This window comes from Stenotrophomonas sp. 278 (genome assembly GCF_003935715.1).
Lineage (GTDB): Bacteria > Pseudomonadota > Gammaproteobacteria > Xanthomonadales > Xanthomonadaceae > Stenotrophomonas > Stenotrophomonas maltophilia_AH.
This window is the reverse complement of the sequence record NZ_RHPP01000025.1, coordinates 1-23,708: the sequence shown is the minus strand read 5'-3', so window position 1 is coordinate 23,708 and position 23,708 is coordinate 1. Positions and strand designations below refer to the sequence as shown.

Sequence of the window (23,708 nt, the reverse complement as noted above, 5' to 3'; positions counted from 1 at the left end):
ATCAGCATTCCGCAGATGGCCCTGTGCCTGCCCGGAACCGCCCCCATCACATGGAAATACCCCTGATGGAACGGTTTCATGCAACTGTCGATTCTTGACCTGGCCCCGGTCTGCGAGGGCAGCGACACCACGCAGGCGTTCGCCAACATGCTCGACCTGGCCCAGTACGCCGAAGGCTGGGGCTACCACCGTTACTGGCTGGCCGAGCACCACAACATGCCCGGCATCGCCAGCGCGGCCACCGCCGTACTGATCGGCCATGTGGCCGGCGGCACCAAGCGGATCCGGGTGGGGTCCGGCGGCATCATGCTGCCCAACCATTCCCCGCTGCAGGTGGCCGAACAATTCGGCACGCTGGCCTCGTTATACCCGGACCGCATCGACCTGGGCCTGGGCCGTGCGCCCGGCACCGACCAGCCCACCGCGCGCGCGCTGCGTCGGTATTTCGACAGCGCCGACCAGTTCCCGCAGGACGTGCGCGAACTGCTGCACTATTTCGAGCCCGCGCAGGCCGGGCAGGCCGTGCGAGCCGTACCCGGTGCCGGCATACCGGTGCCGGTGTGGCTGCTCGGCTCCAGTCTGTTCGGTGCCCGCCTCGCGGCTGCGTTGGGCCTTCCGTATGCGTTCGCGTCGCACTTCGCCCCCGACGCGATGGACCAGGCCTTGGCGGTCTACCGCAGCGAGTTCCGCCCGTCGCAGTACCTGACCGCGCCCTACGCGGTTCTGGGTTTGAACGTGGTGGCTGCCGAAAGCCAGGCCGAGGCCAGGCGGCTGTTCACCACCCAGCAGCAGAGCTTCGTCAACCTGCGTCGGGGCAAGCCGGGCCTGATTCCGCCGCCGATCGACGACATCGAGGACTTCTGGCAGCCGCACGAAAAAATCGGCGTGCAGAGCGCGCTGGCCTGTTCCGTGGTGGGCGACCAGCGCCAGGTGAGTGAAGGTCTGGCGGCATTCGTGGACCGGCACAAGCCTGACGAGCTCATCCTGACCGCCAACATCTACGACCATGCCGCGCGCAAGCGCTCGTTCGGCCTGGCGATGCAGGCATGGCGCGACGCGAAGATCGCGTGACCGCCCGGTCACGCTGCCATTGACCGCAATCGGGTCTGATCAGGGCTCCCGTAACCGGAGCCCGCTCATGAATCGTCACACCCATTCCCAGCAGATCGAACAACTGGCCGAACTGATCCGCGATGTCGACATCGCGATGTTCACCACCACGGGCGTGGACGGTCGGCTGTACAGTCGGCCGCTGGGCACCCAGGAGGTTGAATTCGATGGCGACCTCTGGTTTGCCACGGCCGCCGACAGCCCAAAGGTCGCCGAGATCTCGCTCAATCCGCAGGTCAACGTGGCCTACGCGTCGCCGTCGAAGAACACCTACGTCTCGGTGGCAGGGACCGCGCGCATCGTCGATGACCGCGCCAAGGTCGAGGAGCTGTGGTCGCCGGCGATGAAGCTGTTCTTCCCCGGCGGCAAGGACGATCCCAACCTGCGCCTGATCCACGTGCGCGCCGAATCGGCCGAGTACTGGGACGGCCCCGGCACGTTGCTGGGCAAGGCGTTGAGTTTCGTATTGTCCGCGGTCAGCGATGAGCCGGCGGCGCTGGCAGACAGCGGCAAGGTCGACCTGCGCTGACGCGTGGCACGACCAACGGTCGTGCCCTACCGGTCACGCGTGGCACGACCAACGGTCGTGCCCTACCGGTCACGCGCGGTGCATACGACCATGGTTGAACGGACGCTGGCGGTAGGTACCGACCGTTGGTCGGTACACCCTCTCAGAACCACTTCTGCAGCAGATTCCCGACGTACTGCACCAGCTGCCCGGAACTGAAACCGAAAAACAGCACGGCGGCGATCGCACCGATCCAGTTGATCGCCATCAGCACGCCGTCGCGCTCCAGCAACGCCAGCGAGAACAGCAGCAGCTGGAGGCCGAACAGGTAATTGGTGAAGGGGATCGGCAGCGAAAGCAGCACCCCCACGAGGACCAGCAGCAGGCCGCTGAACGCGTGCGCCGGCACCGGTACCAGCAGGGCAGGGTTGCGCGGCTTGAGCAGCCGGTCCAGGCGGCGCAGCGGGCCGTCGATCCGGGCCAGGAAGCGGTGCATGGTGCCGCGACGCGGCCCGCGATTGGCGATGAAGCCGGGCAGCCAGGGCCGGCGCATGCCGCACAGCATCTGCGCACCGATCAGGATCACCAGCGGTCCACTGACCGCGCCGCCCAGACCGGGAATGGGAATGAACGACGGCAGGATCGCAACGAACAGGAACACGCCGAAGGCGCTCTGCTGCAGGTTCTGCAGGATCTGGCCAAGCTTGAGATGCTCGTCCGGGTCGCCATGGTCGAACATCGCCAGCAGGGTACGGATACCCTCGTTCTGATACTCGGGCCGGCTCTGGTCCGGCGACGGGTCAGCCGGTGAGCTCATCGGTTTCCTCTTCGGCCAGCGTGCGCAGCAACAGCTTGTCCACGCGCGCGCCGTCCAGGTCGACGATCTCGATGCGCCAGCCGGCCCAGTCGAAGTACTCGCCGGCGTGCGGAATGCGGCCGAAGTAGTGAATGCACATGCCGGCCAGCGTGTAGTAGTCGCCGTCCTCGGCATCGGGCAGTTCCACATTGCCCATCAGTTCGCGCAGGTCCTCGATCGACAGCGAACCGTCCACCAGGAAGGACCCGTCTTCACGGGTCACCACGAGCGCATCCTCGTCGACGTTCTCCACCGACTGCAGGCGACCGACCACCGCGCCCATCAGATCACTGATGGTCACCAGACCCTGGATCTCGCCGTACTCGTCCACCACCAGCGCCATCGACTGCTGTTCCTCGCGGAAGATTTCCAGCAGCTTCATCGCATGGGTGGACTCGGACACATACAGTGGCTCGCGCAGCTGCTGGAACAGTGACTGGTCGTCGCGCACCAGGCGGGTGACCAGGCTCTTTACTTCCAGGATGCCGACGATCTCCTGGTCGTTGTCGCGGTAAACCGGGTAGCGCGAGAATTCATGCTCGCGCATCGCGGCGAGGTTCTTTTCGGCGCTGGCCGCGGTGTCCAGCCAGGCAATGCGGTTGCGCGGCGTCATCAGGCTGTCGGCAGTGCGGTCACCCAGGCGCATCACGCGGTTCATCATGTCGCGCTCGTGGGTGTCGATCACGCCAGCCTCGTGGCTTTCGGCCACCAGCATGCGGATCTCTTCTTCGCTGACGGTGGCCACTTCGTCCTTGCCCAGTCCCAGCAGGCGCAGCACCAGCTGGGTGGTTTTGGACAGCAGCCAGACAAACGGGAAGGCCAGCTTGGCCAGCCAGCCCATCGGCAGGGCGACCAGGCCGGCAATGTCTTCCGAGCGGGTCAGGGCGAGGCGTTTGGGCACCAGTTCGCCGAAGATCAGCGTCACAAAGGTAATCAACGTGACGGCCAGGCCCTTGCCAACCAGCTCGGCATAGCCGAAGCCCGGCATCAGGTCGCGGATCCACACGGCAATGGCTTCACCAATGGCGTCACCGCCCAGCAGACCGGTCAGCACGCCGATCACGGTGATGCCGATCTGTACGGTTGAAAGGAAGCTTTCCGGCTTTTCGGAGAGTTCCAGCGCCTTGGCGGCACGCTTGGAACTGGTGGCCATCTGTTTGAGCCGGCTCTTGCGCGACGTCATGACCGACATTTCGGACATGGCGAAGAAGCCGTTGAGCAGGATCAGGGCGAAAACAAGCAGAATCAGGTCAAACACGGGCGTCATCCCCGGTTGGTGGCAGGGAGGGCGTGTTCAAGCTGGAGCGGCAACCGGAGAGCGCGCGGGCGCGGCGGTGCGGCGGGGGGTAAGGGTCGTCGTCCATAGAGTGCACCCGAGGGTGCCTGCGCATCTTAACAAAAGGCTGGGGGAGGGGTGCAAACAGGGTCGTTCAGGAGCCCCGGAGCCGGCGTGAAGATGACGGGAGTACCCGGAATGGACATCAAACCGTCATAATTCCGCCCGGTGCCGTCCTTCCTCGACGGCGAATCAGGTTTCCCCATGTTCTCTCTGCAGACCATTTTTGGCTCCGGCAAGCAGTTCTACACCCTGCTCGACGAGGCCGCCCAAGCCGCTTCAGACAGCGCCGTAGCCCTCCACGCCATGCTGCGCGCCGCTGACCGCCAGCCGGCGCTGGACGCCTTCAAGCTGGCCCGCCTGCGCGAGCGCGCGGCCTCGGACAAGATCAGCCAGGCGCTGGTGGACAGCTTCATGACCCCGATCGAGCGCGAGGACATCGAAGCGCTGGGTTCGGCGCTGTACAAGATTCCCAAGCAGATCGAGAAGTTCGCCGACCGCTATTCGCTGGCGACCACCCACCTGGAGCACATCGACTTCGCCCCGCGCGCAGCGATGCTGGAGCAGGCCGCCAGCGTGGTGGTGGAGATGGTGGCCGACCTGCGCCACATGAACCTGGACCGGATGACCGCGCTGAATGAAAAGCTGCGCTCGCTGGAAAACGAAGCCGACCGCCTGATGCTGGAGCTGTACCGCGACATCTACTCCGGTCGCCTGGACAACCTGCAGATGTTCCTGCTCAAGGAATTCTTCGAGATCCTGGAAAAGGCCATCGACCGCTGCCGCGAGGCGGGCGTGGTGGCTTACCAGATCGTGCTCAAGAACAGCTGACGGGCCTCCAGCATGCTGACCCTCGTTCTGGTCGTGATCCTGGCTGCGCTCGTCTTCGAGTTCATCAACGGGTTCCACGACACTGCCAACTCCATTGCCACGGTGGTGGCGACCAAAGTGCTCTCGCCCGGCTGGGCGGTAATGCTGGCCGCCTTCATGAACCTCATCGGCGCGCTCACCGGCACGGCGGTGGCGTTGACCATCGCTTCGGGCCTGCTCAACACCAACGTGGTCGACGTGACCCCGCAGGTGATCCTGTGCGCGCTGCTGGGCGGCATCATCTGGAACCTGATCACCTGGTGGAAGGGCCTGCCGTCCTCGTCCTCGCACGCGCTGATCGGCGGCCTGTGCGGTGCCGGCCTGGCCGCGGCGCACAACAACTGGGACGCGCTGATCTGGTCCGAGCGCATCGGCACCTGGGCCCAGAACAAGGGCCTGTTGTGGAAGGTGTTCCTGCCGATGATCACCTCGCCGATCGCCGGCTTCCTGCTGGGCATCGTGGTAATGATGCTGCTGTGGGCGATCATCGCGGGCATGGCCAAGGTGGGTGGCTGGCTGGGCCGTCTGGCCCGCCCGCGCATCGTCAACGCGTTCTTCGGCAAGGCGCAGATCGTCTCGGCGGCCTACATGGGCTTCGCGCACGGCCACAATGACGCGCAGAAGACCATGGGCATCATCGCGATGACGCTGATCGGCGCTGAAGCGACCGGCGCGCTGGACGACCTGCCGACGTGGCTGGCCTTCCTGCACCCGGACGCGAGCGCAGGCGAAGGCATTGCGATGTGGATCGTGCTGACCTGTGCGGTGGTGATGGCGGCTGGTACCGCTTCGGGCGGCTGGAAGATCATCAAGACCCTGGGCCACAAGATGGTCAAGCTGCACCCGATCCACGGTTTCGCCGCGGAAACCAGCTCGGCGACGATCCTGACTCTGGCCGCGCACTTCGGCATGCCGGTGTCGACCACGCACAGCATTTCGACGGCGATCATGGGCGTGGGTTACGCCAAGAACCCGCGCTCACTGCGCTTCGGCGTGATCGAACGCATCATCTGGGCCTGGATTCTGACCATCCCGGCCGCCGCCGGCTGCGCCTACCTCATCCTCAAGCTGTTCGAGCTGGTCGGCTGGGCGTGATCGGTTGTTGAATCTCCATGCGAAAAGCCCGGCTTCGGCCGGGTTTTTTGTTGGCTGCGGGATTGTCGGCATTCGACGGTTTACGTCTCGCCGGGCATTGCCCGGCTGTTGACGGATCTGGGCGAACAGCCGGTGGTCATCGGCTTCCCTGGGTTGGCGGCTCGGGATGGGCGTTCCGGGGGACGCTGTGAATACGTCCATGTAAGCTCATCGCCGCATCCATGCGGCTCGTGCCCCCTCCAGCCCACCCCGATCCGCCATCGAAGGAGAGCCGGTGGCCATGGGAAATGCCACATCAACGGCAACGTTGATCCGGGGTCATGCGCCACCGATTGTTGAGGATTTCACGGCGATCGTCTGTCGACCGATCCCGCCAGGGCATTTCCGATTCCACCGGAGCCTGTCATGGCTTTTGATCTTCCGTGGCCACCGGCCATCTGTCTGGGGCGTGCCGGGGTGGGTTTGCGGGACACTCGGCGCCATGGATGGCGTCCGAGTAGCCTCCATGGATGGATTCACGGCGTGTCCCGCAAACCCACCCCGGTGCGCCCAAACACGGAAACCGATGAACACCGGCTTTTCGCACGATTCCAACAGCAGCCGGGCAGAGCCCGGCGGCACGCAGCGCGTCGAATGCCGACACGACAATCAAGCAGGCAACAAAAAACCCCGCCGAAGCGGGGTTTTTCGCGAAGAACTCAGACCTCAAGCGAGGCCAGGTCGCCCTTGTTTTCGAGCCATTGCTTGCGGTCGCCCGCGCGCTTCTTGGCCAGCAGCATGTCCATCAGTGCGCTGGTCTGCTCGTCGTCGTCCACGGTCAGCTGCACCAGGCGGCGCGTGTCCGGGTGGATGGTCGACTCGCGCAGCTGCTCCGGGTTCATTTCGCCCAGACCCTTGAAGCGGGTCACGCTGACCTGGCCCTTGATCTTCTCGCGCTCGATCTTGTCCAGCAGCGAACGCTTTTCTTCTTCGTCCAGCGCGTAGAACACCTGCTTGCCCACGTCCACGCGGAACAGCGGCGGCATCGCCACGAACACGTGGCCCGCGGCCACCAGTGCCGGGAAGTGCTTCAGGAACAGCGCCGTCAGCAGCGTTGCGATGTGCAGGCCGTCCGAGTCCGCGTCGGCCAGGATCACCACCTTGCCGTAACGCAGCCCGCTGATGTCGTCTTTGCCCGGGTCGCAACCGATTGCAATGGCCAGGTTGTGCACTTCTTCCGACGCCAGCACGCTGCCCGAGGCCACTTCCCAGGTGTTCAGGATCTTGCCGCGCAGCGGCATGATCGCCTGGAAGTCCTTGTCGCGCGCCTGCTTGGCACTGCCGCCCGCCGAGTCGCCTTCCACCAGGAACAGCTCCGTGCGCGACAGGTCCTGGCTGATGCAGTCCGCCAGCTTGCCGGGCAGGGCAGGGCCCTGGGTGATCTTCTTGCGGACCACCAGCTTTTCGGTCTTCAGGCGCGCACTCGCGCGCTCGATCGCCAGCTGCGCGATCTGCTCGCCCAGCGCCACGTTCTGGTTCAGCAGCAGACTGAAGGCGTCATGCGCGGCACCTTCCACGAAGCCTGCCGCCTGACGCGAGGACAGCCGCTCCTTGGTCTGGCCGCTGAACTGCGGGTCGGTCATCTTCAGTGACAGCACGAACGAGACCCGGTCCCAGACGTCTTCCGGGGCCAGCTTCACGCCGCGTGGCAGCAGGTTGCGGAAGTCGCAGAACTCGCGCAGCGCTTCGGTCAGGCCGGTACGCAGGCCGTTGGCGTGGGTGCCGTGCTGCGCGGTGGGAATCAGGTTGACGTAGCTTTCCTGCACCAGCTCACCGTCCGGCAACCAGGCCACCGCCCAGTCCACCACTTCGGTGTCCTTCTTCAGCGAACCCACGAACAGGTTCGCCGGCAGCATCTCGCGCTCGCCCAGCTCGGCCTTCAGGTAGTCGCTCAGGCCGTCCTCGAAGTACCAGCTGTCCTGTTCGCCCGTGGCTTCGTCATGCAGCTTCACGGTCAGGCCCGGGCACAGCACCGCCTTGGCGCGCAGCAGATGGCGCAGCGCCCGCAGGTTGTATTTGGGGGTGTCGAAGTACTTCGGGTCGGCCCAGAAGCGCACACGGGTACCGGTGTTCTTCTTGCCCACGCTGCCCACCACTTCCAGCGGGGTGGCGCGGTCGCCGTTGCGGAAGGTGATGCGGTGTTCGTTGCCTTCGCGCTTGATGTGCACTTCCACCAGGGTGGACAGCGCGTTCACCACGCTCACGCCCACGCCGTGCAGACCGCCGGAGAAGGTGTAGTTCTTGTTGCTGAACTTGCCGCCCGCGTGCAGGCGGGTCAGGATCAGTTCCACGCCCGGAATCTTCTCTTCCGGGTGGATGTCCACCGGCATGCCGCGGCCATCGTCGCTGACCTCGCAGCTGCCATCCTTGTACAGGGTGACTTCGATGGTGTGGGCGTGCCCGGCCAGGGCTTCGTCGACGGCGTTGTCGATGACTTCCTGGGCCAGATGGTTCGGGCGCGCGGTGTCGGTGTACATGCCGGGACGGCGCTTGACCGGGTCCAGGCCGGACAGGACTTCAATATCGGCGGCGTTATAGCGGGCGTTCATCTGTCTTCATAAAGCGCAAAGCGACGGCGAAGTGTGCGGTCTGGACGGGTTTTTTGCACGCCGTACGTTCAGGGGGCGGCCGAAGTGGGCGCGATACACTGTGCACGGTGGATTTCCGGGTGTTCCGGAAGCCCCATCCGAAGCCATTCGCGAGGAGACCCCATGAAGAAGTTGCTGACCATCGCTGCCATTGCCGCCGCCGTCCTGGCCGTGCCGCTGGCACTGGCCCAGAACGCCGGACAGGGCCAGCCCGCACCGCAGCAGGGCGAGCAGGCTGACCGGGCGCAGGCGGAGGCCGATGCCAAGGCCAAGCGCCGCGCGGCGGCTACCGCTGAAATGAAGGCCAGGGGCCAGCAGGTCCCGCAGCAGGAAGAAGAAGAGGAAGCGCGCAAGAAGAAGTAAGCGCGCGGCCTTGTTGTCACCGAGCCCCGGCCTTTGGCCGGGGCTCTTTTTTGTGTGAAGGCCGAATGCCCCCTTGGGCTGGCGGCCTTCAATCTGTAAACTATGGCTTTCCGGGAGTAGTGTGTGTCCTCGATCAGCGAATCGGCTGGGTCGGCCCTGTGCGGCCGCCAGTCAGGCAGCCAGGTGGTGACGGTCCGTATGACCGGCACGGCGGCCCCGACCTCGCTGCGGACATGCCCTCCGGTGCCGGCCCCGCGCCTGCGCACCGCCTCCCTCGCTTCCTCGGCGAACCGGAAAACCCCCTTCCTGCCCACCACCCGCCTTCCGGGATGGGGTGGTGCGGCCGTTTTCCATTTCCAGACAGGATGCTTGCAGCCATGACTCCCTTGATTTTCGTAACCGGCGGCGTGGTGTCCTCGCTCGGCAAAGGCATTGCCGCCGCGTCACTGGCCTCCATTCTCGAAGCGCGTGGCCTGAAGGTCACGATGATGAAGCTCGACCCGTACATCAACGTCGACCCGGGCACCATGAGCCCGTTCCAGCACGGCGAGGTGTATGTCACCGACGATGGTGCCGAGACCGACCTTGACCTCGGCCACTACGAGCGCTTTGTGCGCACCCGCCTGAGCCGCAAGAACTCGGTCACCACCGGTCGCATCTACGAGAACGTCATCCGCAAGGAGCGCCGTGGCGACTATCTCGGTGCCACCGTGCAGGTCATTCCGCACATCACCGATGAAATCCGCCGCTGCATGGACGAGGCCACCGAAGGCTTCGACGTGGCCCTGGTTGAAATCGGGGGCACGGTCGGCGACATCGAATCGCTGCCCTTCCTGGAAGCCATCCGCCAGGTGCGCACCGAGCGCGGCCCGGAAAAGGCCCTGTTCATGCACCTCACCCTGGTGCCGTACATCGCCGCGGCCGGTGAGCTGAAGACCAAGCCGACCCAGCACTCGGTCAAGGAACTGCGCTCGATCGGCATCCAGCCGGACGTGCTGCTGTGCCGGTCGGAGCAGCCGGTGCCGGATTCGGAGCGCCGCAAGATCGCCCAGTTCACCAACGTCTCCGAACGTGCCGTCATCAGCGTGCCCGACGTCGATGTGCTGTACCGCATTCCGTTCGGCCTGCACGAGCAGGGCCTGGACGAGATCGTCATCAACCAGCTCAAGCTGGGCGACAAGGCCGGCCCGGCTGACCTGCACGAATGGCAGGCCGCCCTGGATGCCACGCTGAACCCGCAGGACGAAGTCACCATCGCCGTGGTCGGCAAGTATGTGGACCACCAGGACGCGTACAAGTCGGTCGGCGAGGCGCTCAAGCATGGCGGTCTGCGCCAGCGCACCAAGGTCAACCTGAAGTGGCTGGAAGCACAGGACCTGGAAGGCACCGACATGGCCGCTTTGAAGGACGTGGACGGCATCCTGGTGCCGGGCGGCTTCGGTGACCGTGGCTTTGAAGGCAAGGTGCTGACCTCGAAGTACGCCCGCGAACAGCAGGTGCCGTACTTCGGCATCTGCTACGGCATGCAGGCCGCCGTGGTCGACTACGCCCGCCATGTGGCCGGGTTGGAAGGGGCCAACAGCACCGAGAACGACCGCCAGTCGCCGAACCCGGTGATCGGCCTGATCACCGAATGGCGCACCGCCACTGGCGACGTTGAAAAGCGCGACGACAAGAGCGACCTCGGCGGCACCATGCGCCTGGGCCTGCAGGAGCAGCGTCTGAAGCCGGGCACCCTGGCCCGCGAGCTGTACGGCAGGGACGTGGTTGCCGAGCGCCACCGCCATCGTTACGAGTTCAACAACCGCTACCGCACCCAGCTGGAAGACGCCGGGCTGGTCATTGCCGGCAAGTCGATGGACGACACCCTGGTTGAAGTCGTCGAGCTGCCGCAGGCCCAGCACCCCTGGTTCCTGGCCTGCCAGGCCCACCCGGAGTTCCTGTCCACCCCGCGCGATGGCCACCCGTTGTTCATCGGTTTCATCAGCGCCGCCCGCCAGCGCAAAGCCGCGCGCTGAAGCGCAGCTACGCCGTGCGTGGCTTCGCGCGCGCCGCTGGGTAATAATCACGCGGACGTTTCACGCGCCACCGCAGGTGGCGCTCTCCCTTTCTGACTGGAATTTGGCCCGCCATGACCGCGATCCGCAGCATCCATGCCCGTGAAATCCTCGACAGCCGTGGCAATCCCACGCTGGAAGCCGAAGTCACCCTGGAGGACGGTTCGTTCGGCCGCGCCGCCGTGCCGTCGGGTGCCTCGACCGGCACCAAGGAAGCGGTGGAGCTGCGTGATGGCGACAAGACCCGCTACCTGGGCAAGGGCGTGCGCAATGCCGTCGGCAACGTCAACACGACCATTGCCGCCGCACTGAAGGGCTTTGATGCGGCCGACCAGGAAGGCCTGGACCGCCGCCTGATCGACCTCGATGGCACCGAGAACAAGGGCCGCCTGGGCGCGAACGCGCTGCTCGGGGTCTCGATGGCCAACGCCCACGCGGTGGCTGGGTCGAAGAAGCAGGCGCTGTGGCAGTACCTGGCCCAGGGCCGCGATGTCACCCTGCCGGTGCCGATGATGAACATCATCAACGGCGGTGCGCACGCCGACAACAACGTCGACTTCCAGGAGTTCATGGTGCTGCCGGTCGGCTTCACCTCGTTCTCCGAAGCGCTGCGCGCTGGCACCGAGATCTTCCACTCGCTGAAGTCGGTGCTGAAGGGCCACGGCCTGAGCACGGCCGTGGGCGACGAGGGCGGTTTCGCCCCGGACTTCCGCAGCAACGTCGAAGCGCTGGACACCATCCTCGAAGCGATCGGCAAGGCCGGCTACACCGCCGGTGAGGACGTGCTGCTGGGTCTGGACGTAGCCTCCAGCGAGTTCTACGAGAACGGCAAGTACAACCTGGTCGGCGAGAACAAGCGCCTGACCTCCGAGCAGTTCGTCGACTTCCTCGCCGACTGGGCCGCGCAGTACCCGATCATCACCATCGAAGACGGCCTGGCCGAGAACGACTGGGCGGGCTGGAAGCTGCTCACCGACCGCATCGGCGGCAAGGTGCAGCTGGTCGGCGACGACCTTTTCGTGACCAACCCGAAGATCTTCAAGGAAGGCATCGAGTCGGGCACCGCCAACGCCATCCTGATCAAGGTCAACCAGATCGGTACCCTGACCGAGACCCTCGAAGCGATCGCCATGGCCCACAGCGCCAACTACGCAGCCGTGGTCTCGCACCGTTCGGGCGAAACCGAAGACACCACCATCGCCGACATCGCCGTGGCCACCACCGCCACCCAGATCAAGACCGGCTCGCTGTGCCGCAGCGACCGCGTGGCCAAGTACAACCAGTTGCTGCGCATCGAGGAAGCTCTCGGTGCTGGCGCGCGTTACGCCGGGCGTGACGCGTTCGTTTCGCTGAAGCGCTGACCCCATGCGCAACTGGCGCTGGCTGCTGCTGGTGCTCGCGGTACTGCTGGCATGGCTGCAGTACCGCTTCTGGTTCGGCCCGGGCAATTCGGGTGAAGTGATGGTGCTCGAGGCCCAGGTCGAAAGCCAGAAACGCGACAATGAAGGCCTGCAGCAGCGCAATGACGCGCTCGCTGCCGAGGTGAAAGACCTCAAGGAAGGCGAGGCCGCCATCGAGGAGCGCGCGCGCAGCGAGCTCGGCATGATCCGGCCTGGCGAGAAGTTTTACCGCGTGGTCGAGAACGCGCCGGTCGCCGCGCCGCGTGCGCCCGCCGTGCTCCATGCCGACCCCGGCAACCCGGCTCCGGAGGTGCCCTGATGGGCGGCATCTGGGCGGTGGTTCCGGCCGCGGGTCGCGGTACCCGCTTTGGCGGGGCGACGCCCAAGCAGTATCTGGTCGCGGGTGATCGTGTGCTGCTGGCGCATACCCTGGAAGCGCTGCTCTCGCATCCGGCGGTGGCCGGGGCGATGGTGGTCATTGCCGAGAACGACGCCGACTGGCCCGGTTGGGTGACATTGGCCGACAAGCCCATCCTGACCTGCGCCGGCGGGGCTACCCGCGCGGAATCGGTGCTCGCCGGGCTGCAGGCCCTGCCGGAAGACGTGCGCGCCGACGAGTTCGTGCTGGTGCACGATGCCGCACGCCCGAACCTGGCCGCTGCCGACCTTGGCCGCCTGCTGGAAGTGGGACGCAATGATCCGGTCGGTGCGATTCTGGCCGCACCGGTGCGCGATACCCTCAAGCGCGCTGGCGACGATGGTGGCATCGACGGCACCGAGCCGCGTGCCCGCCTGTGGCGTGCGCTGACCCCGCAGCTGTTCCGCCGGCATCAGCTGGCGCGCGCTCTGCAGGAGGCCGCCGCCGCCGGTGTCGAGATCACCGACGAAGCCATGGCGATGGAGCGGCAGGGTCTGCGTCCCTTGCTGGTGGAGGGCAATGAAGACAACTTCAAGGTCACCACGCCGGCTGATCTGTCCCGTTTTGAGTTCGAGTTGTCGCGACGCGGATCGTGATTTTGTATTGCCAAGCCGGGCAAGTCCGGCTCTACGTTAGGTCTAGGTCATGAATACGCCTGCATTTCCCCCGGTCCGTATCGGCCAGGGTTACGACGTCCACGCCTTCGGCGAGGGCGACCACATCATGCTCGGCGGCGTGCGCGTGCCGCACGTCTGCGGCGTGCTGGCGCACAGCGACGGCGATGTGATTCTCCACGCGCTGTGCGATGCCATGCTGGGCGCACTTGCGCTGGGTGACATCGGCCAGCACTTTCCGCCGTCGGACATGCGCTGGAAGGACGCCGACAGCAGCCAGTTCCTGCAGCACTGCAACAGCCTGCTGCGCGAGCGCGGATGGCAGGTCGGCAATGCCGACATCACGGTGATCTGCGAGCGGCCCAAGGTCGGCCCGCACGCGCTGGCCATGCGCGAGCGCATTGCCGGGCTGCTCGGCAATGCGCTGGACACGGTCAGTGTGAAGGCCACCACCTCCGAAAAGCTGGGCTTCACCGGTCGCAGCGAAGGCATCGCCGCGCAGGCCGTGGTGCTGCTGGTGGCGCTGTGATTCCGTTGCCGCTGGCGTTTGGCGCGCCGCTGCTCACCGGGAAGATCCGTACCACGCCGGAAGATTTCCAGGTTGACGAACTGCCCGCGTTCGAGCCAAGCGGGGAGGGCGAGCATCTGCTGCTGACCGTGCGCAAGCGCGGAGCCAACACGGTGCATGTGGCCAGGCAGATCGCGCGCTGGGCCGGGCTGCCGGAGATGGGCGTCAGCTACGCGGGAATGAAAGACCGCCACGCGGTGACGACCCAGCGCTTCAGCGTGCATCTGCCCAAGCGCGTCGCGCCGGATCCGGCGCTGCTGAATGATGCCGAGATCGAGGTACTGGAGTCGACCTGGCACAACCGCAAGCTGCAGCGCGGCGCGCTGGCCGGTAACCGTTTCAAACTGGTGCTGCGTGACGTGCAGGGCGATGCCGCCCTGATCGATGCACGTCTGGCCCAGATCGCCACGCGCGGCCTGCCCAACTGGTTCGGCGAGCAGCGCTTCGGCCGCGACGGCGGCAACGTGCCGGCCGCGCTGGCGATGTTCCAGGGGCGGCGCATGCGCAAGGACCAGCGCTCGCTGCTGTTGTCGGCCGCACGCTCGGCACTGTTCAACCAGGTGCTGGCGGCACGGGTGGAGCAGGGGACGTGGGACACCGCGCTGGACGGCGAGGTCTGGATGCTGGATGGCAGCCGCAGCGTGTTCGGGCCGGAGGCGTGGAGTGACGCGCTGGCGGAGCGACTGGCGCGTTTCGATATTCACCCCAGCGGCCCGTTGTGGGGCGAGGGTGAGCTGCGCAGCACGGGCGATGCCGCTGCGCTGGAACGGGGCGCGATCAGTGACGAGCAGTCACTGCAGCTGCGTGCCGGGCTGGAGGACGCGCGTTTGAAGCAGGAGCGGCGCGCGCTGCGGCTGCGCCCGGCGTTGATGCAGCATCAGTGGCTGCAGCCGGATGTGCTGGAACTGAGCTTTGCGCTGCCGCCGGGCTGTTACGCCACCGCCGTGCTGCACGAGCTGGGCCCGGTGCAGGACGTAGGCGGAGCCGTGTCGCCCGATTGAACGTGCGGTCACGACCAACGGTCGTGACCTACCGGTAGCGCACGACCGTTGGTCGTGCGCCCCTACCGGTTCGCCAGCAACACCAGCACCGCCCCGGTTCCGCCTTGCCCCGGCGGGGCCGAATGAAACGCCAGCACGTCATTGCGCTGCCGCAGCAGCCGGTCGACAAGGTTCTTCAACACCGGCGCACCGCCATCGGACTGCAGCCCTTTCCCATGAATGATGCGCACACAGCCATGGTCGTGCGCATGCGCGTCAGCCAGGAACTGGCGCAGCAGGTTCTCGGCCTGCGCGGCGGTCGCCCCGTGCAGGTCCAGTTCGTCCTGCACCGAGTACTGCCCGCGCTTGAGCCGCTGGAACATCCGCGCCGGCAGGTTCTCGCGCCGGTAGCTGGCGGTGTCGCCCGCCTCCAGCGGTGAACTGCTGCGCAGCAGCTGCGCGAATTCGCCCCGGGCCTCGGCATCATCCTGTTCAGCCATGCGCGCGCGCGGCTTCGGCCGCGGCGTGGAGGGGGGCGTCGCCACCGGCTTGCGCAGCGGCTTCACCTCGCCAATGGCCGCGCGGAACAGGGCCGCCGGATCTTCGTCTTCAGAATGTGACATGCGTACAGCCTAATGTGCTGAATCGGCGCTGCCTACCTTTCGGCAGGGTAGGACGATCTGTCCGCATGCGGCACAATAGCGGACGCACTTGCGTGGCGGGTGATCCCGGGAGAGGGGAGTGCCGGTCACGCCAACGCAGCAGAGTGATGGAATCGAAGTCTTGAAAAATCAAGCGGTTAAATCGGAGATGCGGATCCTGGTCAGCAATGACGACGGTGTCGATGCGCCGGGCATCCGGATGCTCGCCAGCGTATTGCGCGAGGCCGGGCATGAAGTGATGGTGGTTGCCCCGGATCGCGACCGCTCCGGGGCCAGCAACTCGCTCACCCTTGACCTGCCGATCCGCACCAAGCGCGTGGACCACTACACCTGCGCGGTGGCGGGCACCCCGACCGACTGCGTGCATCTGGCCCTGACCGGCATGCTCGACTACGAGCCGGACATCGTGGTGTCAGGCATCAACAATGCCGCCAATCTGGGCGATGACGTCATCTACTCCGGTACCGTGTCGGCGGCGATGGAAGGTCGCTTCCTCGGCCTGCCTGCGGTGGCGGTCTCGCTGGTCACACACAACCACGACCCGAAGCACTTTGAAACCGCGGCCCGTGCCGCGGTGGAAATCGTCGCCCGGCTCAAGGCCGACCCGCTGCCCGCCGACACCATCCTCAATGTCAATGTGCCGGACCTGCCATGGGACCAGGTGCGTGGCTTCGAAGTCACCCGGCTGGGCAACCGGCATCGTGCCGAAGGCTGCATTCCGCAGCGCGACCCGCGCGGCAACGAAGTGTTCTGGATCGGCCCGGCCGGTCGTGAGCAGGACTCCGGTCCCGGCACCGATTTCCACGCGGTGCGCAGCGGGCATATCTCGATCACCCCGATCCAGGTCGACCTGACCCGCTACCAGGCGCTGGAGAAGGTCGCCAGCTGGGTCGGCGGGCTGACCGCGTCGCTGGATCAGCCGGCATGAGCCAGCGCCTGCGCCTGCAACCGGAAGCGGTCGGTATCGGCATGACCTCGCAGCGCGTGCGCGACCGCCTGGTCGATCGCCTGCGCGAAAGCGGCATCGTCGACGAAACCACCCTCAATGCCATCCGTGTGGTGCCGCGGCATCTGTTCATCGACGAAGCGCTGGCTTCGCGTGCCTACGAAGACACCGCGCTGCCGATCGGCCATGGCCAGACCATCTCCCAGCCCTGGGTGGTGGCGCGGATGACCGAAGCGGTGCTGCAGAGCGCGCCCAAGAAGGTACTGGAAGTGGGCACCGGCTCGGGCTACCAAGCCGCCGTGCTCGGCGCACTGGGCCTGGAGGTGTACACCGTCGAGCGCATCGGCGACCTGCTGCGGCAGGCGCGCAAGCGCTTCCGCGCATTGGGCATGAACATCCGCAGCAAGCATGACGACGGACGCATCGGCTGGCCTGAACATGGTCCGTTCGACGCCATCGTGGTCACCGCCGCTGCGCCGGCATTGGTCGATGCGCTGGTCGAGCAGTTGGCAGTGGGCGGGCGCCTGGTGGCCCCCGTAGGCGGGCCCGGCGCGCAGTCGCTGGTCCAGCTGACCCGCCGCGAGGACGGCAGCGTGGCGCATGAGGTATTGGCGCCGGTCACGTTCGTTCCCCTGCTGTCTGGCATGCTGGACTGAATTCAAGGAGCTGCGTTTCATGAAGATTTTTGGTCCGCTGTACGAGCGGGCAATGAAGTGGGCCGCGCACGAGCGCGCCCCGACCTATCTCACCGTGTTGAGCTTCATTGAAGCCATCATCTTCCCGGTGATGCCGGAAGTCATGCTGGCCCCGATGTGCGTGGCCCAGCCCAGGCGCGGCTGGTGGTTCGCCACGCTCAGCCTGGCCGGGTCGATGGCCGGCGCGCTGGTCGGTTACGCACTGGGCCATTTCGCATTCGAAGCAGTCAAGCCGCTGTTCGCCGCCCTGGGCATGCTGCCCAGCATCGAAGGCGGCATCGCCATCGTCCAGGAAAAAATGGCCGAATCGCCGTGGGCGGTCTTCACCTTCCTGGTGCTGGGCGGCTTCATGCCGATCCCGATGAAGGTCTTCACCTGGGCCTCGGGTATTGTCGGCGTGCCGATGCCGCAGTATGTGCTGAGCATGCTGATCGGCCGTGGCAAACGCGTGTATGTGCTGGCGGCGGTGATCCGCATCGGTGGCGCGCGTGCTGAAGCGGCGTTACGTCGCTGGATCGAACCGCTGGGCTGGATTGCGACCGCGCTGGTGGTGCTGCTGATTGGCTGGCTTGTCTGGAGGGCGAAATTCGCATGAGTGCACAGCGTTGGAACATCGGGCTGAAGCTGGCCACGGCCGTGGCGGTAGCGGTCACCCTGAGTGCGTGCGGCACTGCCACCGTGGTCAAGTCCTCTGGTCCCCGTGGCGGACACAGCACCCCGCAGACCTCGGTCGCCAAGCCGGGCCAGACCGCGACCGTGCGCAAGGGCGACACGCTGTATGCGCTGGCCCGCATCCACAACATCACCCCGCGTGATCTGGCCGCATGGAACGGGCTGAGCGAGCCTTACACCATCTATCCCGGGCAGCGGATCCGCCTGTATCCAGGTGGTGCCACGCCGGGCCGCGCCCCGACCACCGTGGTCACCGCGCCGCGTCCGGGCACCAGCACGCCGGCTCCCACGCCAGCCCCGGTGCCGACCAACACCCCGATCAAGAACAACATCAACTGGCGCTGGCCGGCCGATGGCGCGCTGGTGGGGCGTTATGTGGCAGCCGACGTGACCAAGCAGGGCATCGACATTGCCGGCACCAGCGGCCAGCCGGTGCGGGCCACCGCCCCGGGCGTGGTGGTGTATTCCGGTGCCGGACTGGTCGGCTTTGGCGAGCTGATCATCATCAAGCACAACGAGCAGTGGCTGTCGGCCTATGGCCACAACCGCAAGCGTCTGGTCAACGAAGGCCAGAACGTGAAGGCCGGCGAGCAGATTGCGGAAATGGGCCGCACCGGCACCACCCGCGACATGCTGCACTTCGAGATCCGCTACAACGGCAAGCCGGTCGACCCGCAGCAGTACCTGCCGGCGCGCTGAGCGCCAATGCCGCCTTTATGGGGGGCCAGATCGACCGTAGAGCCACGCCCTGCGTGGCTGCGCCGTTAACGATTGCCGCGCAGCCACGCAGGGCGTGGCTCTACGGAAAACGTTCGGCCCGGCCTCAACCCGCCAACATGAACGCGGCGGCGACCTTGCGGCCTTCGGCGGCCAGCAGGTTGAAGGTCCGCGCCGCAGCCTGGTTGTTCATCACTTCCAGCCCGATGCCGCGGGCCAGGCAGCGGCCCAGCACCTCGGCTGACGGGAACACCTGGGTGTCCCCGGTGCCCAGCACGATCAGTTCCGGCTCCAGCGCCAGCACGGGCTCCAGGTCGGCCACGGTCAACGCCGCGCCCACCGCCACCGGCCAGTTTTCCACCAGCCGGTCCGGGGTGAGGATGAAGCTCGCCGCCAGCGCCTTGTCGTTCACCGTGGCGCTGTGGCCACTGGCGGCGCGCAGCGTGTAGGCGTAATCGGGCAGTTCGTGGCTGAGCTGCATGACCGGATCAGCCGCGCGGCAGCACGATCTTGCGCTGTTCCTTGCTCGGGCGGTACAGCACGGCGGTGTGGCCGATCCGCTGCACCAGCGCGCTGCCGGTGGCCTCGGTCAGCTCGGCAACCATGGCGTCGCGGGTGTCGCGGTCTTCCGCACCGACCTTCACCTTCACCAGCTCATGGCGCTCCAGCACCTCCTCCAGTTCAGCCAGGAAAGCCGGGGTGATCCCCTTTCCGCCGATCTGCAGCAGGGCCTTCAGATCGTGGGCTTGGCCGCGGAGGAAGCGGGTCTGGGAGGAGGTGAGGGCAGTAGACATTCAGGAACGGACGGTTAATCAGGGCGATCAGGGTATCATGACCGTCCCAAAAGGCCCCCAGTCCCATGGCAACGCGCAGCAAAAGCAGTCAACGTTGGTTGAAAGAGCACTTTTCCGACCCCTTCGTGAAGAAGGCGCAGGCAGAGGGCATGCGCTCGCGCGCGGCCTACAAGCTGGAGGAGCTGCTCGAACGTGACCGGCTGCTGAAGCCGCATATGGTGGTGGTCGACCTCGGCGCAGCCCCCGGCGGCTGGTCCCAGCAGGTCCGCCGCCAGATCGGCGACACCGGCCGGGTCCTGGCCCTGGACATTCTGGAGATGCCGCCGCTGGCCGGGGTGGAGTTCCTTCACGGCGATTTCAGGGAACAGTCGGTCCTATCGCAGTTTGAAGCCATGCTGGGCGACCAGCCGGTGGACCTTGTGCTTTCCGACATGGCCCCCAATAAGAGTGGCATGGACGCGGTGGACCAGCCGCGGATGATGCACCTGGCCGAGCTGGCGTTGGATTTTGCCGACAACCACCTCAAGCCCGGTGGCGCGTTCCTGATCAAGCTGTTCCAGGGCGTGGGCTTTGACGACTACGTGCGTGAAATGCGCCGGCGGTACGACAAGGTGGTCATCCGCAAGCCTGAAGCCTCGCGTAAGCGCTCGCCCGAGGTCTATGCCCTGGGGCAGGGCAAACGATCCCAGATCAAGTAAGCTCGACCATACCAATCGCGTCAGGCATTAGAGGAACCACGGAGCCAATGAGGATGAACGACTTGACCAAGAACCTCCTGCTATGGGTGGTCGTGGCCGTGGTGCTGATGGTCGTGTTCCAGAGCTTCTCGCCCAAGACCAGCGGTGCAGGGGCCTCCGGTGCCACGTACTCGCAGTTCCTGGACCAGGTGGACAGTGGCAACGTCCAGAAGGTGACCTTCGGCGGTGAAGGCCGCGCCGGCACCAGCCAGATCTCCTACACCACGCGCAGCGGCCAGACGGCCACCATCACCGCGCCCTTCGACCGCGACCTGATCAACGTGCTGCGCGGCAAGAACGTGGAAATCGTCCAGGAAGAGCCCTCCAGTGGCATCTCGCTGGGTGCCATCCTGATGAACTTCCTGCCGGTCATCCTGATCATCGGCTTCTGGCTGTTCATCATGCGCCAGATGCAGGGCGGCGGCGGCGGTGCCAAGGGCGCGATGTCCTTTGGCAAATCGCGCGCCAAGCTGCAGGGCGAAGACCAGATCAAGGTCACCTTTGCCGACGTCGCCGGGTGCGACGAGGCCAAGGAAGAAGTGGGCGAACTCGTCGACTTCCTGCGCGACCCGAGCAAGTTCACCAAGCTGGGCGGCAAGATCCCGCGCGGCGTGCTGATGGTCGGTCCGCCGGGTACCGGCAAGACCCTGCTGGCCCGCGCCATTGCCGGCGAGGCCAAGGTGCCGTTCTTCTCGATCTCCGGTTCGGACTTCGTCGAAATGTTCGTCGGTGTCGGTGCCAGCCGCGTGCGCGACATGTTCGAGCAGGCCAAGAAGCAGGCACCGTGCATCATCTTCATTGACGAAATCGACGCCGTCGGTCGCCATCGTGGTGCCGGCCTGGGTGGCGGTCACGACGAGCGCGAGCAGACCCTGAACCAGCTGCTGGTGGAAATGGACGGCTTTGAAGGGGGCGAAGGCGTCATCGTCATCGCTGCCACCAACCGTCCGGACGTGCTGGATCCGGCGCTGCTGCGTCCGGGCCGCTTCGACCGCCAGGTCGTGGTCGGCCTGGCCGACGTCAAGGGCCGCGAGCAGATCCTGCGCGTGCACATGCGCAAGCTGCCGCTGGCCGATGACGTCGAGCCGATGGTCATTGCACGTGGTACCCCCGGCTTCTCCGGTGCGGACCTGGCCAACCTCTGCAACGAGGCCGCCCTGTTCGCCGCGCGTGGCAACGAGAAGGAGGTCCGCATGGATCACTTCGACCGTGCCCGCGACAAGATCCTGATGGGTGCCGAGCGCCGTTCGATGGCCATGAGCGAGGAGGAGAAGACCCTCACCGCCTACCACGAAGCCGGCCACGCCATCGTCGGCCGTCTGGTTCCCGAGCACGACCCGGTCTACAAGGTCACCATCATTCCGCGCGGCCGTGCGCTGGGTGTGACCATGTACCTGCCGGAAGGCGACAAGTACTCGATGAACCGCGTGGCGATCGAATCGCAGCTGTGCTCGCTGTACGGCGGCCGCGTGGCTGAAGAGCTGATCTTCGGTGCCGACAAGGTCACCACCGGTGCTTCCAACGACATCGAGCGCGCCACCAAGATGGCCCGCAACATGGTCACCAAGTGGGGCCTGTCGGACGAGCTTGGCCCGATCGCCTACGGCGAAGAAGACGACGAGGTGTTCCTCGGCCGTTCGGTCACCCAGCACAAGAGCGTGTCCGACGACACCGCCCGCCGCATCGATGAAGTGGTCCGCACCATCCTGGACAAGGCCTACGCCCGTACCACCCAGCTGCTGACCGACAACGCCGACAAGCTGCACGCGATGTCGCAGCTGCTGCTGCAGTACGAGACCATCGACGCGCCGCAGATCGACGCCATCATGGAAGGTCGCGATCCGCCGCCGCCGGCCGGCTGGGGCAAGTCGAACAACAAGAGCGAAGGTGGCAGCAACGACAAGGGCGGCGACGCCCGTCCGGTGCCGCCGATCGCCGGTCCTGCCGAGCAGCACTGAGCATCACTGCACGACTCACGAAGGCCGGGGCAACCCGGCCTTCTTCATCTGGAACCCTTCATGTCCACCCCACCGCCCCCGATCTCGCACACCACTGAGATGGTGATCGCCACCGTCGTCGGTGCCGCCGTCGGCCTGACCACGGAAAACTACCTGCTCGGCATCGGCATTGGCGTGGCGCTCGGCATCGGCCTGAGCGTGGCCAAGACCCTGTACCTGGATCACAAGCGCCGCAAAGGCTGAATCTCCCTTGCGTGAAGGCACCGCACTGGGCACGATGCGCGGGCACGGTCGCATGACGCGGCCGTGGACATCATTCCAGGGGGAATACCATGCGTCATCCGATCCGCGCGGCCGCTGCCGCGCTGTTGTGCTGTGCCTCGCCCGCGTTCGCTGCCACCGTCCAGGTGCAGGACCCGGTTCCGTTCTCCGACTCGGCCTATATCGCCGACAACATCAAGGCGGAGTGCCGCATGGGCGCGCAGCTGGCGACCGCGCTGGGCAGCAACGCGGCCAAGTTCGGCAACACCATTGAATTCAGTGGCGAGCTCGGCGAGCAGGGCCGGGTACTGAAACTGGAACTGGTGGAAGCGCAGAGTGCGGGCAATGCCTTCAGCGGACACTTCAAGTCAGCCACCGTGCGTGGCGTGCTGTTGGACGACGGCCAGAAGGTGGCCACGGTGACCGCGCGTCGTGTCTCGCGCGGCGGGGCCTTTGGCGGCTTCAAGGGCTCCTGCGACGTGCTCGAGCGCGTGGTGACCGCCATCGGCAGCGACCTGGCCGAATGGCTGGGCAATCCGACCGACAACGCCAAGCTCGGCGATTTCTGACGGTTACCCGGGGGCACCAGCGTAAACTGTGCGCTGGCGTATTTCGTGGATGGCCCATGTTCGACACTTCTCCCCAGCTTGACTGCGGCGGCCGCGTACTGCGACTGGATCGCCCGCGTGTGATGGGCATCGTCAACGTCACCCCGGATTCGTTCTCGGACGGCGGCGCGCACGACACCACCGACGCGGCGGTGGCGCATGGCCTGCAACTGGTGGCCGAAGGGGCCGACCTGCTCGACATCGGCGGCGAATCCACCCGCCCCGGTGCCGCGCCGGTGTCGGTCGAAGAAGAACTGCGCCGGGTGGTGCCGGTGATCCAGGCGCTGGCCGAACGCACCCAGGTGCCGATCAGCATCGACACCTTCAAGCCGGAAGTGATGCGCGCGGCCGTGGCCGCGGGTGCCGGCATGATCAACGACATCCACGCGCTGCGTCAGGACGGCGCGCTGGCTGCAGCCGCCGAACTGGGGGTGCCGGTGGTGCTGATGCACATGCAGGGCGAGCCGGGCAGCATGCAGGACACCCCGCACTACGACGACGTGGTCGCCGAGGTGCACCGTTTCCTGGCCGAGCGCATGTTCTCGGCCGAGATGGCCGGCATCGCGAAAAAGAACCTGGTGATCGACCTCGGTTTTGGCTTTGGCAAGACCACCGAGCACAACATGGCCCTGCTGGCCCGCTCCGAACGCTTTCTGGAGCTGGGTGTGCCGATGCTGGCCGGGCTGTCGCGAAAGCGCAGCATCGGCGAGCTCACCGGGCGCGAACAGCCGCGTGACCGCGTAGCCGGTTCGGTCGCAGCGCACCTGATTGCCGCCCAGCGCGGCGCGATGATCCTGCGCGTGCACGACGTCGCGGCGACCGTCGATGCGCTCAAGGTCTGGGCCGCCGTGGATGC

The 23,708-nt window shown here is 66.1% G+C and carries 26 protein-coding genes; 20 read left to right on the top strand and 6 right to left on the bottom strand.

The window, feature by feature from the left end; all coding sequences use genetic code 11:
• The first annotated feature begins 78 nt into the window (after nucleotides 1-78).
• Together EGJ34_RS06340 and EGJ34_RS06335 are read left to right on the top strand one after the other, a co-directional pair.
• The gene (locus EGJ34_RS06340; RefSeq protein ID WP_125359658.1) at nucleotides 79-1,071 is read left to right on the top strand and encodes an LLM class flavin-dependent oxidoreductase; all 993 of its coding nucleotides are present in this window, start codon (nucleotides 79-81) and stop codon (nucleotides 1,069-1,071) included.
• Between the two features lie 67 nt (nucleotides 1,072-1,138).
• Nucleotides 1,139-1,639, top strand: a complete 501-nt coding sequence (locus tag EGJ34_RS06335) for a pyridoxamine 5'-phosphate oxidase family protein (RefSeq protein ID WP_125359657.1) — start codon at nucleotides 1,139-1,141, stop codon at nucleotides 1,637-1,639.
• A 142-nt stretch (nucleotides 1,640-1,781) separates the two neighbouring features.
• On the opposite strand, the gene EGJ34_RS06330 is transcribed toward EGJ34_RS06335, so the two are convergent.
• On the bottom strand, nucleotides 1,782-2,435 hold the full coding sequence (locus tag EGJ34_RS06330; RefSeq protein ID WP_125359656.1) for an exopolysaccharide biosynthesis protein: 654 nt from the start codon (nucleotides 2,433-2,435) through the stop codon (nucleotides 1,782-1,784).
• Nucleotides 2,419-3,741, bottom strand: a complete 1,323-nt coding sequence (locus tag EGJ34_RS06325) for a hemolysin family protein (RefSeq protein ID WP_125359655.1) — start codon at nucleotides 3,739-3,741, stop codon at nucleotides 2,419-2,421. Before EGJ34_RS06325 ends, EGJ34_RS06330 begins: the two co-directional genes overlap by 17 nt.
• A 273-nt stretch (nucleotides 3,742-4,014) precedes the next feature.
• Here EGJ34_RS06325 and EGJ34_RS06320 point away from each other — a divergent pair, with 273 nt between their 5' ends.
• Together EGJ34_RS06320 and EGJ34_RS06315 are read left to right on the top strand one after the other, a co-directional pair.
• Nucleotides 4,015-4,641: a DUF47 family protein gene (locus EGJ34_RS06320; protein WP_125359654.1), complete on the top strand. Its 627-nt coding sequence runs from the start codon at nucleotides 4,015-4,017 to the stop codon at nucleotides 4,639-4,641.
• A 12-nt stretch (nucleotides 4,642-4,653) separates the two neighbouring features.
• Complete coding sequence (locus EGJ34_RS06315) at nucleotides 4,654-5,775, top strand: inorganic phosphate transporter (RefSeq protein ID WP_125359653.1); 1,122 nt, start codon at nucleotides 4,654-4,656, stop codon at nucleotides 5,773-5,775.
• Between the two features lie 698 nt (nucleotides 5,776-6,473).
• On the opposite strand, the gene parE is transcribed toward EGJ34_RS06315, so the two are convergent.
• On the bottom strand, nucleotides 6,474-8,363 hold the full coding sequence (gene parE / locus EGJ34_RS06310) for a DNA topoisomerase IV subunit B (RefSeq protein WP_125359652.1): 1,890 nt from the start codon (nucleotides 8,361-8,363) through the stop codon (nucleotides 6,474-6,476).
• Nucleotides 8,364-8,525: 162 nt separating this feature from the next.
• On the opposite strand from parE, the gene EGJ34_RS06305 reads away from it, so the two are divergent.
• The 7 genes from EGJ34_RS06305 to truD all read left to right on the top strand — a co-directional run bounded on the left by EGJ34_RS06305 (nucleotide 8,526) and on the right by truD (nucleotide 14,823).
• Nucleotides 8,526-8,765 (top strand): hypothetical protein, encoded by a 240-nt coding sequence (locus tag EGJ34_RS06305; protein WP_125359651.1) that lies wholly within the window; start codon nucleotides 8,526-8,528, stop codon nucleotides 8,763-8,765.
• Between the two features lie 377 nt (nucleotides 8,766-9,142).
• Nucleotides 9,143-10,783 (top strand): CTP synthase, encoded by a 1,641-nt coding sequence (locus EGJ34_RS06300; protein ID WP_125359650.1) that lies wholly within the window; start codon nucleotides 9,143-9,145, stop codon nucleotides 10,781-10,783.
• 113 nt (nucleotides 10,784-10,896) lie between these two features.
• Entirely contained in the window at nucleotides 10,897-12,183 is a 1,287-nt protein-coding gene (gene eno, locus EGJ34_RS06295; protein WP_125359649.1) for a phosphopyruvate hydratase, read from the top strand.
• Nucleotides 12,184-12,187: 4 nt separating this feature from the next.
• Nucleotides 12,188-12,541, top strand: a complete 354-nt coding sequence (gene ftsB / locus EGJ34_RS06290) for a cell division protein FtsB (RefSeq protein ID WP_125359648.1) — start codon at nucleotides 12,188-12,190, stop codon at nucleotides 12,539-12,541.
• On the top strand, nucleotides 12,538-13,236 hold the full coding sequence (ispD, locus tag EGJ34_RS06285; RefSeq protein WP_125359647.1) for a 2-C-methyl-D-erythritol 4-phosphate cytidylyltransferase: 699 nt from the start codon (nucleotides 12,538-12,540) through the stop codon (nucleotides 13,234-13,236). The genes ftsB and ispD overlap by 4 nt, the downstream gene beginning before the upstream one ends.
• A 49-nt stretch (nucleotides 13,237-13,285) precedes the next feature.
• On the top strand, nucleotides 13,286-13,783 hold the full coding sequence (gene ispF, locus EGJ34_RS06280; protein ID WP_125359646.1) for a 2-C-methyl-D-erythritol 2,4-cyclodiphosphate synthase: 498 nt from the start codon (nucleotides 13,286-13,288) through the stop codon (nucleotides 13,781-13,783).
• Nucleotides 13,780-14,823, top strand: a complete 1,044-nt coding sequence (gene truD, locus EGJ34_RS06275) for a tRNA pseudouridine(13) synthase TruD (protein WP_125359645.1) — start codon at nucleotides 13,780-13,782, stop codon at nucleotides 14,821-14,823. The genes ispF and truD overlap by 4 nt, the downstream gene beginning before the upstream one ends.
• Before the next feature lie 62 nt (nucleotides 14,824-14,885).
• On the opposite strand, the gene EGJ34_RS06270 is transcribed toward truD, so the two are convergent.
• Nucleotides 14,886-15,425, bottom strand: a complete 540-nt coding sequence (locus EGJ34_RS06270) for a Smr/MutS family protein (RefSeq protein WP_125359644.1) — start codon at nucleotides 15,423-15,425, stop codon at nucleotides 14,886-14,888.
• Between the two features lie 187 nt (nucleotides 15,426-15,612).
• Between EGJ34_RS06270 and surE the strand changes: the two genes are divergently transcribed.
• The 4 genes from surE to EGJ34_RS06250 are packed head-to-tail and all read left to right on the top strand — an operon-like array spanning nucleotide 15,613 to nucleotide 18,476.
• The gene (gene surE / locus EGJ34_RS06265) at nucleotides 15,613-16,392 is read left to right on the top strand and encodes a 5'/3'-nucleotidase SurE (protein ID WP_125359643.1); all 780 of its coding nucleotides are present in this window, start codon (nucleotides 15,613-15,615) and stop codon (nucleotides 16,390-16,392) included.
• Nucleotides 16,389-17,066, top strand: a complete 678-nt coding sequence (locus EGJ34_RS06260) for a protein-L-isoaspartate(D-aspartate) O-methyltransferase (RefSeq protein WP_125359642.1) — start codon at nucleotides 16,389-16,391, stop codon at nucleotides 17,064-17,066. Before surE ends, EGJ34_RS06260 begins: the two co-directional genes overlap by 4 nt.
• Before the next feature lie 19 nt (nucleotides 17,067-17,085).
• Nucleotides 17,086-17,700, top strand: a complete 615-nt coding sequence (locus EGJ34_RS06255; RefSeq protein ID WP_125359641.1) for a DedA family protein — start codon at nucleotides 17,086-17,088, stop codon at nucleotides 17,698-17,700.
• Complete coding sequence (locus EGJ34_RS06250; protein ID WP_125359640.1) at nucleotides 17,697-18,476, top strand: peptidoglycan DD-metalloendopeptidase family protein; 780 nt, start codon at nucleotides 17,697-17,699, stop codon at nucleotides 18,474-18,476. Before EGJ34_RS06255 ends, EGJ34_RS06250 begins: the two co-directional genes overlap by 4 nt.
• Before the next feature lie 124 nt (nucleotides 18,477-18,600).
• Here EGJ34_RS06250 and EGJ34_RS06245 read toward each other — a convergent pair whose 3' ends face one another.
• Both EGJ34_RS06245 and yhbY read right to left on the bottom strand, forming a co-directional pair.
• On the bottom strand, nucleotides 18,601-18,975 hold the full coding sequence (locus EGJ34_RS06245) for an Mth938-like domain-containing protein (RefSeq protein WP_125359639.1): 375 nt from the start codon (nucleotides 18,973-18,975) through the stop codon (nucleotides 18,601-18,603).
• Nucleotides 18,976-18,982: 7 nt separating this feature from the next.
• Nucleotides 18,983-19,288: a ribosome assembly RNA-binding protein YhbY gene (gene yhbY / locus EGJ34_RS06240; protein ID WP_125359638.1), complete on the bottom strand. Its 306-nt coding sequence runs from the start codon at nucleotides 19,286-19,288 to the stop codon at nucleotides 18,983-18,985.
• Nucleotides 19,289-19,353: 65 nt separating this feature from the next.
• Between yhbY and rlmE the strand changes: the two genes are divergently transcribed.
• From rlmE to folP, 5 genes are all read left to right on the top strand, one after another.
• Nucleotides 19,354-19,986 carry a 23S rRNA (uridine(2552)-2'-O)-methyltransferase RlmE gene (gene rlmE / locus EGJ34_RS06235; RefSeq protein ID WP_125359637.1) on the top strand — a complete coding sequence of 211 codons (633 nt, stop codon included), beginning with the start codon at nucleotides 19,354-19,356 and terminating at the stop codon, nucleotides 19,984-19,986.
• A 53-nt stretch (nucleotides 19,987-20,039) separates the two neighbouring features.
• Nucleotides 20,040-21,983: an ATP-dependent zinc metalloprotease FtsH gene (gene ftsH, locus EGJ34_RS06230; RefSeq protein WP_185750079.1), complete on the top strand. Its 1,944-nt coding sequence runs from the start codon at nucleotides 20,040-20,042 to the stop codon at nucleotides 21,981-21,983.
• A 60-nt stretch (nucleotides 21,984-22,043) separates the two neighbouring features.
• Nucleotides 22,044-22,226 (top strand): hypothetical protein, encoded by a 183-nt coding sequence (locus tag EGJ34_RS06225; protein ID WP_125359635.1) that lies wholly within the window; start codon nucleotides 22,044-22,046, stop codon nucleotides 22,224-22,226.
• 89 nt (nucleotides 22,227-22,315) lie between these two features.
• Nucleotides 22,316-22,813 (top strand): hypothetical protein, encoded by a 498-nt coding sequence (locus EGJ34_RS06220; RefSeq protein WP_125359634.1) that lies wholly within the window; start codon nucleotides 22,316-22,318, stop codon nucleotides 22,811-22,813.
• 56 nt (nucleotides 22,814-22,869) lie between these two features.
• On the top strand, nucleotides 22,870-23,708 hold an 839-nt coding region (gene folP, locus EGJ34_RS06215), incomplete at its 3' end, for a dihydropteroate synthase (protein ID WP_125359633.1).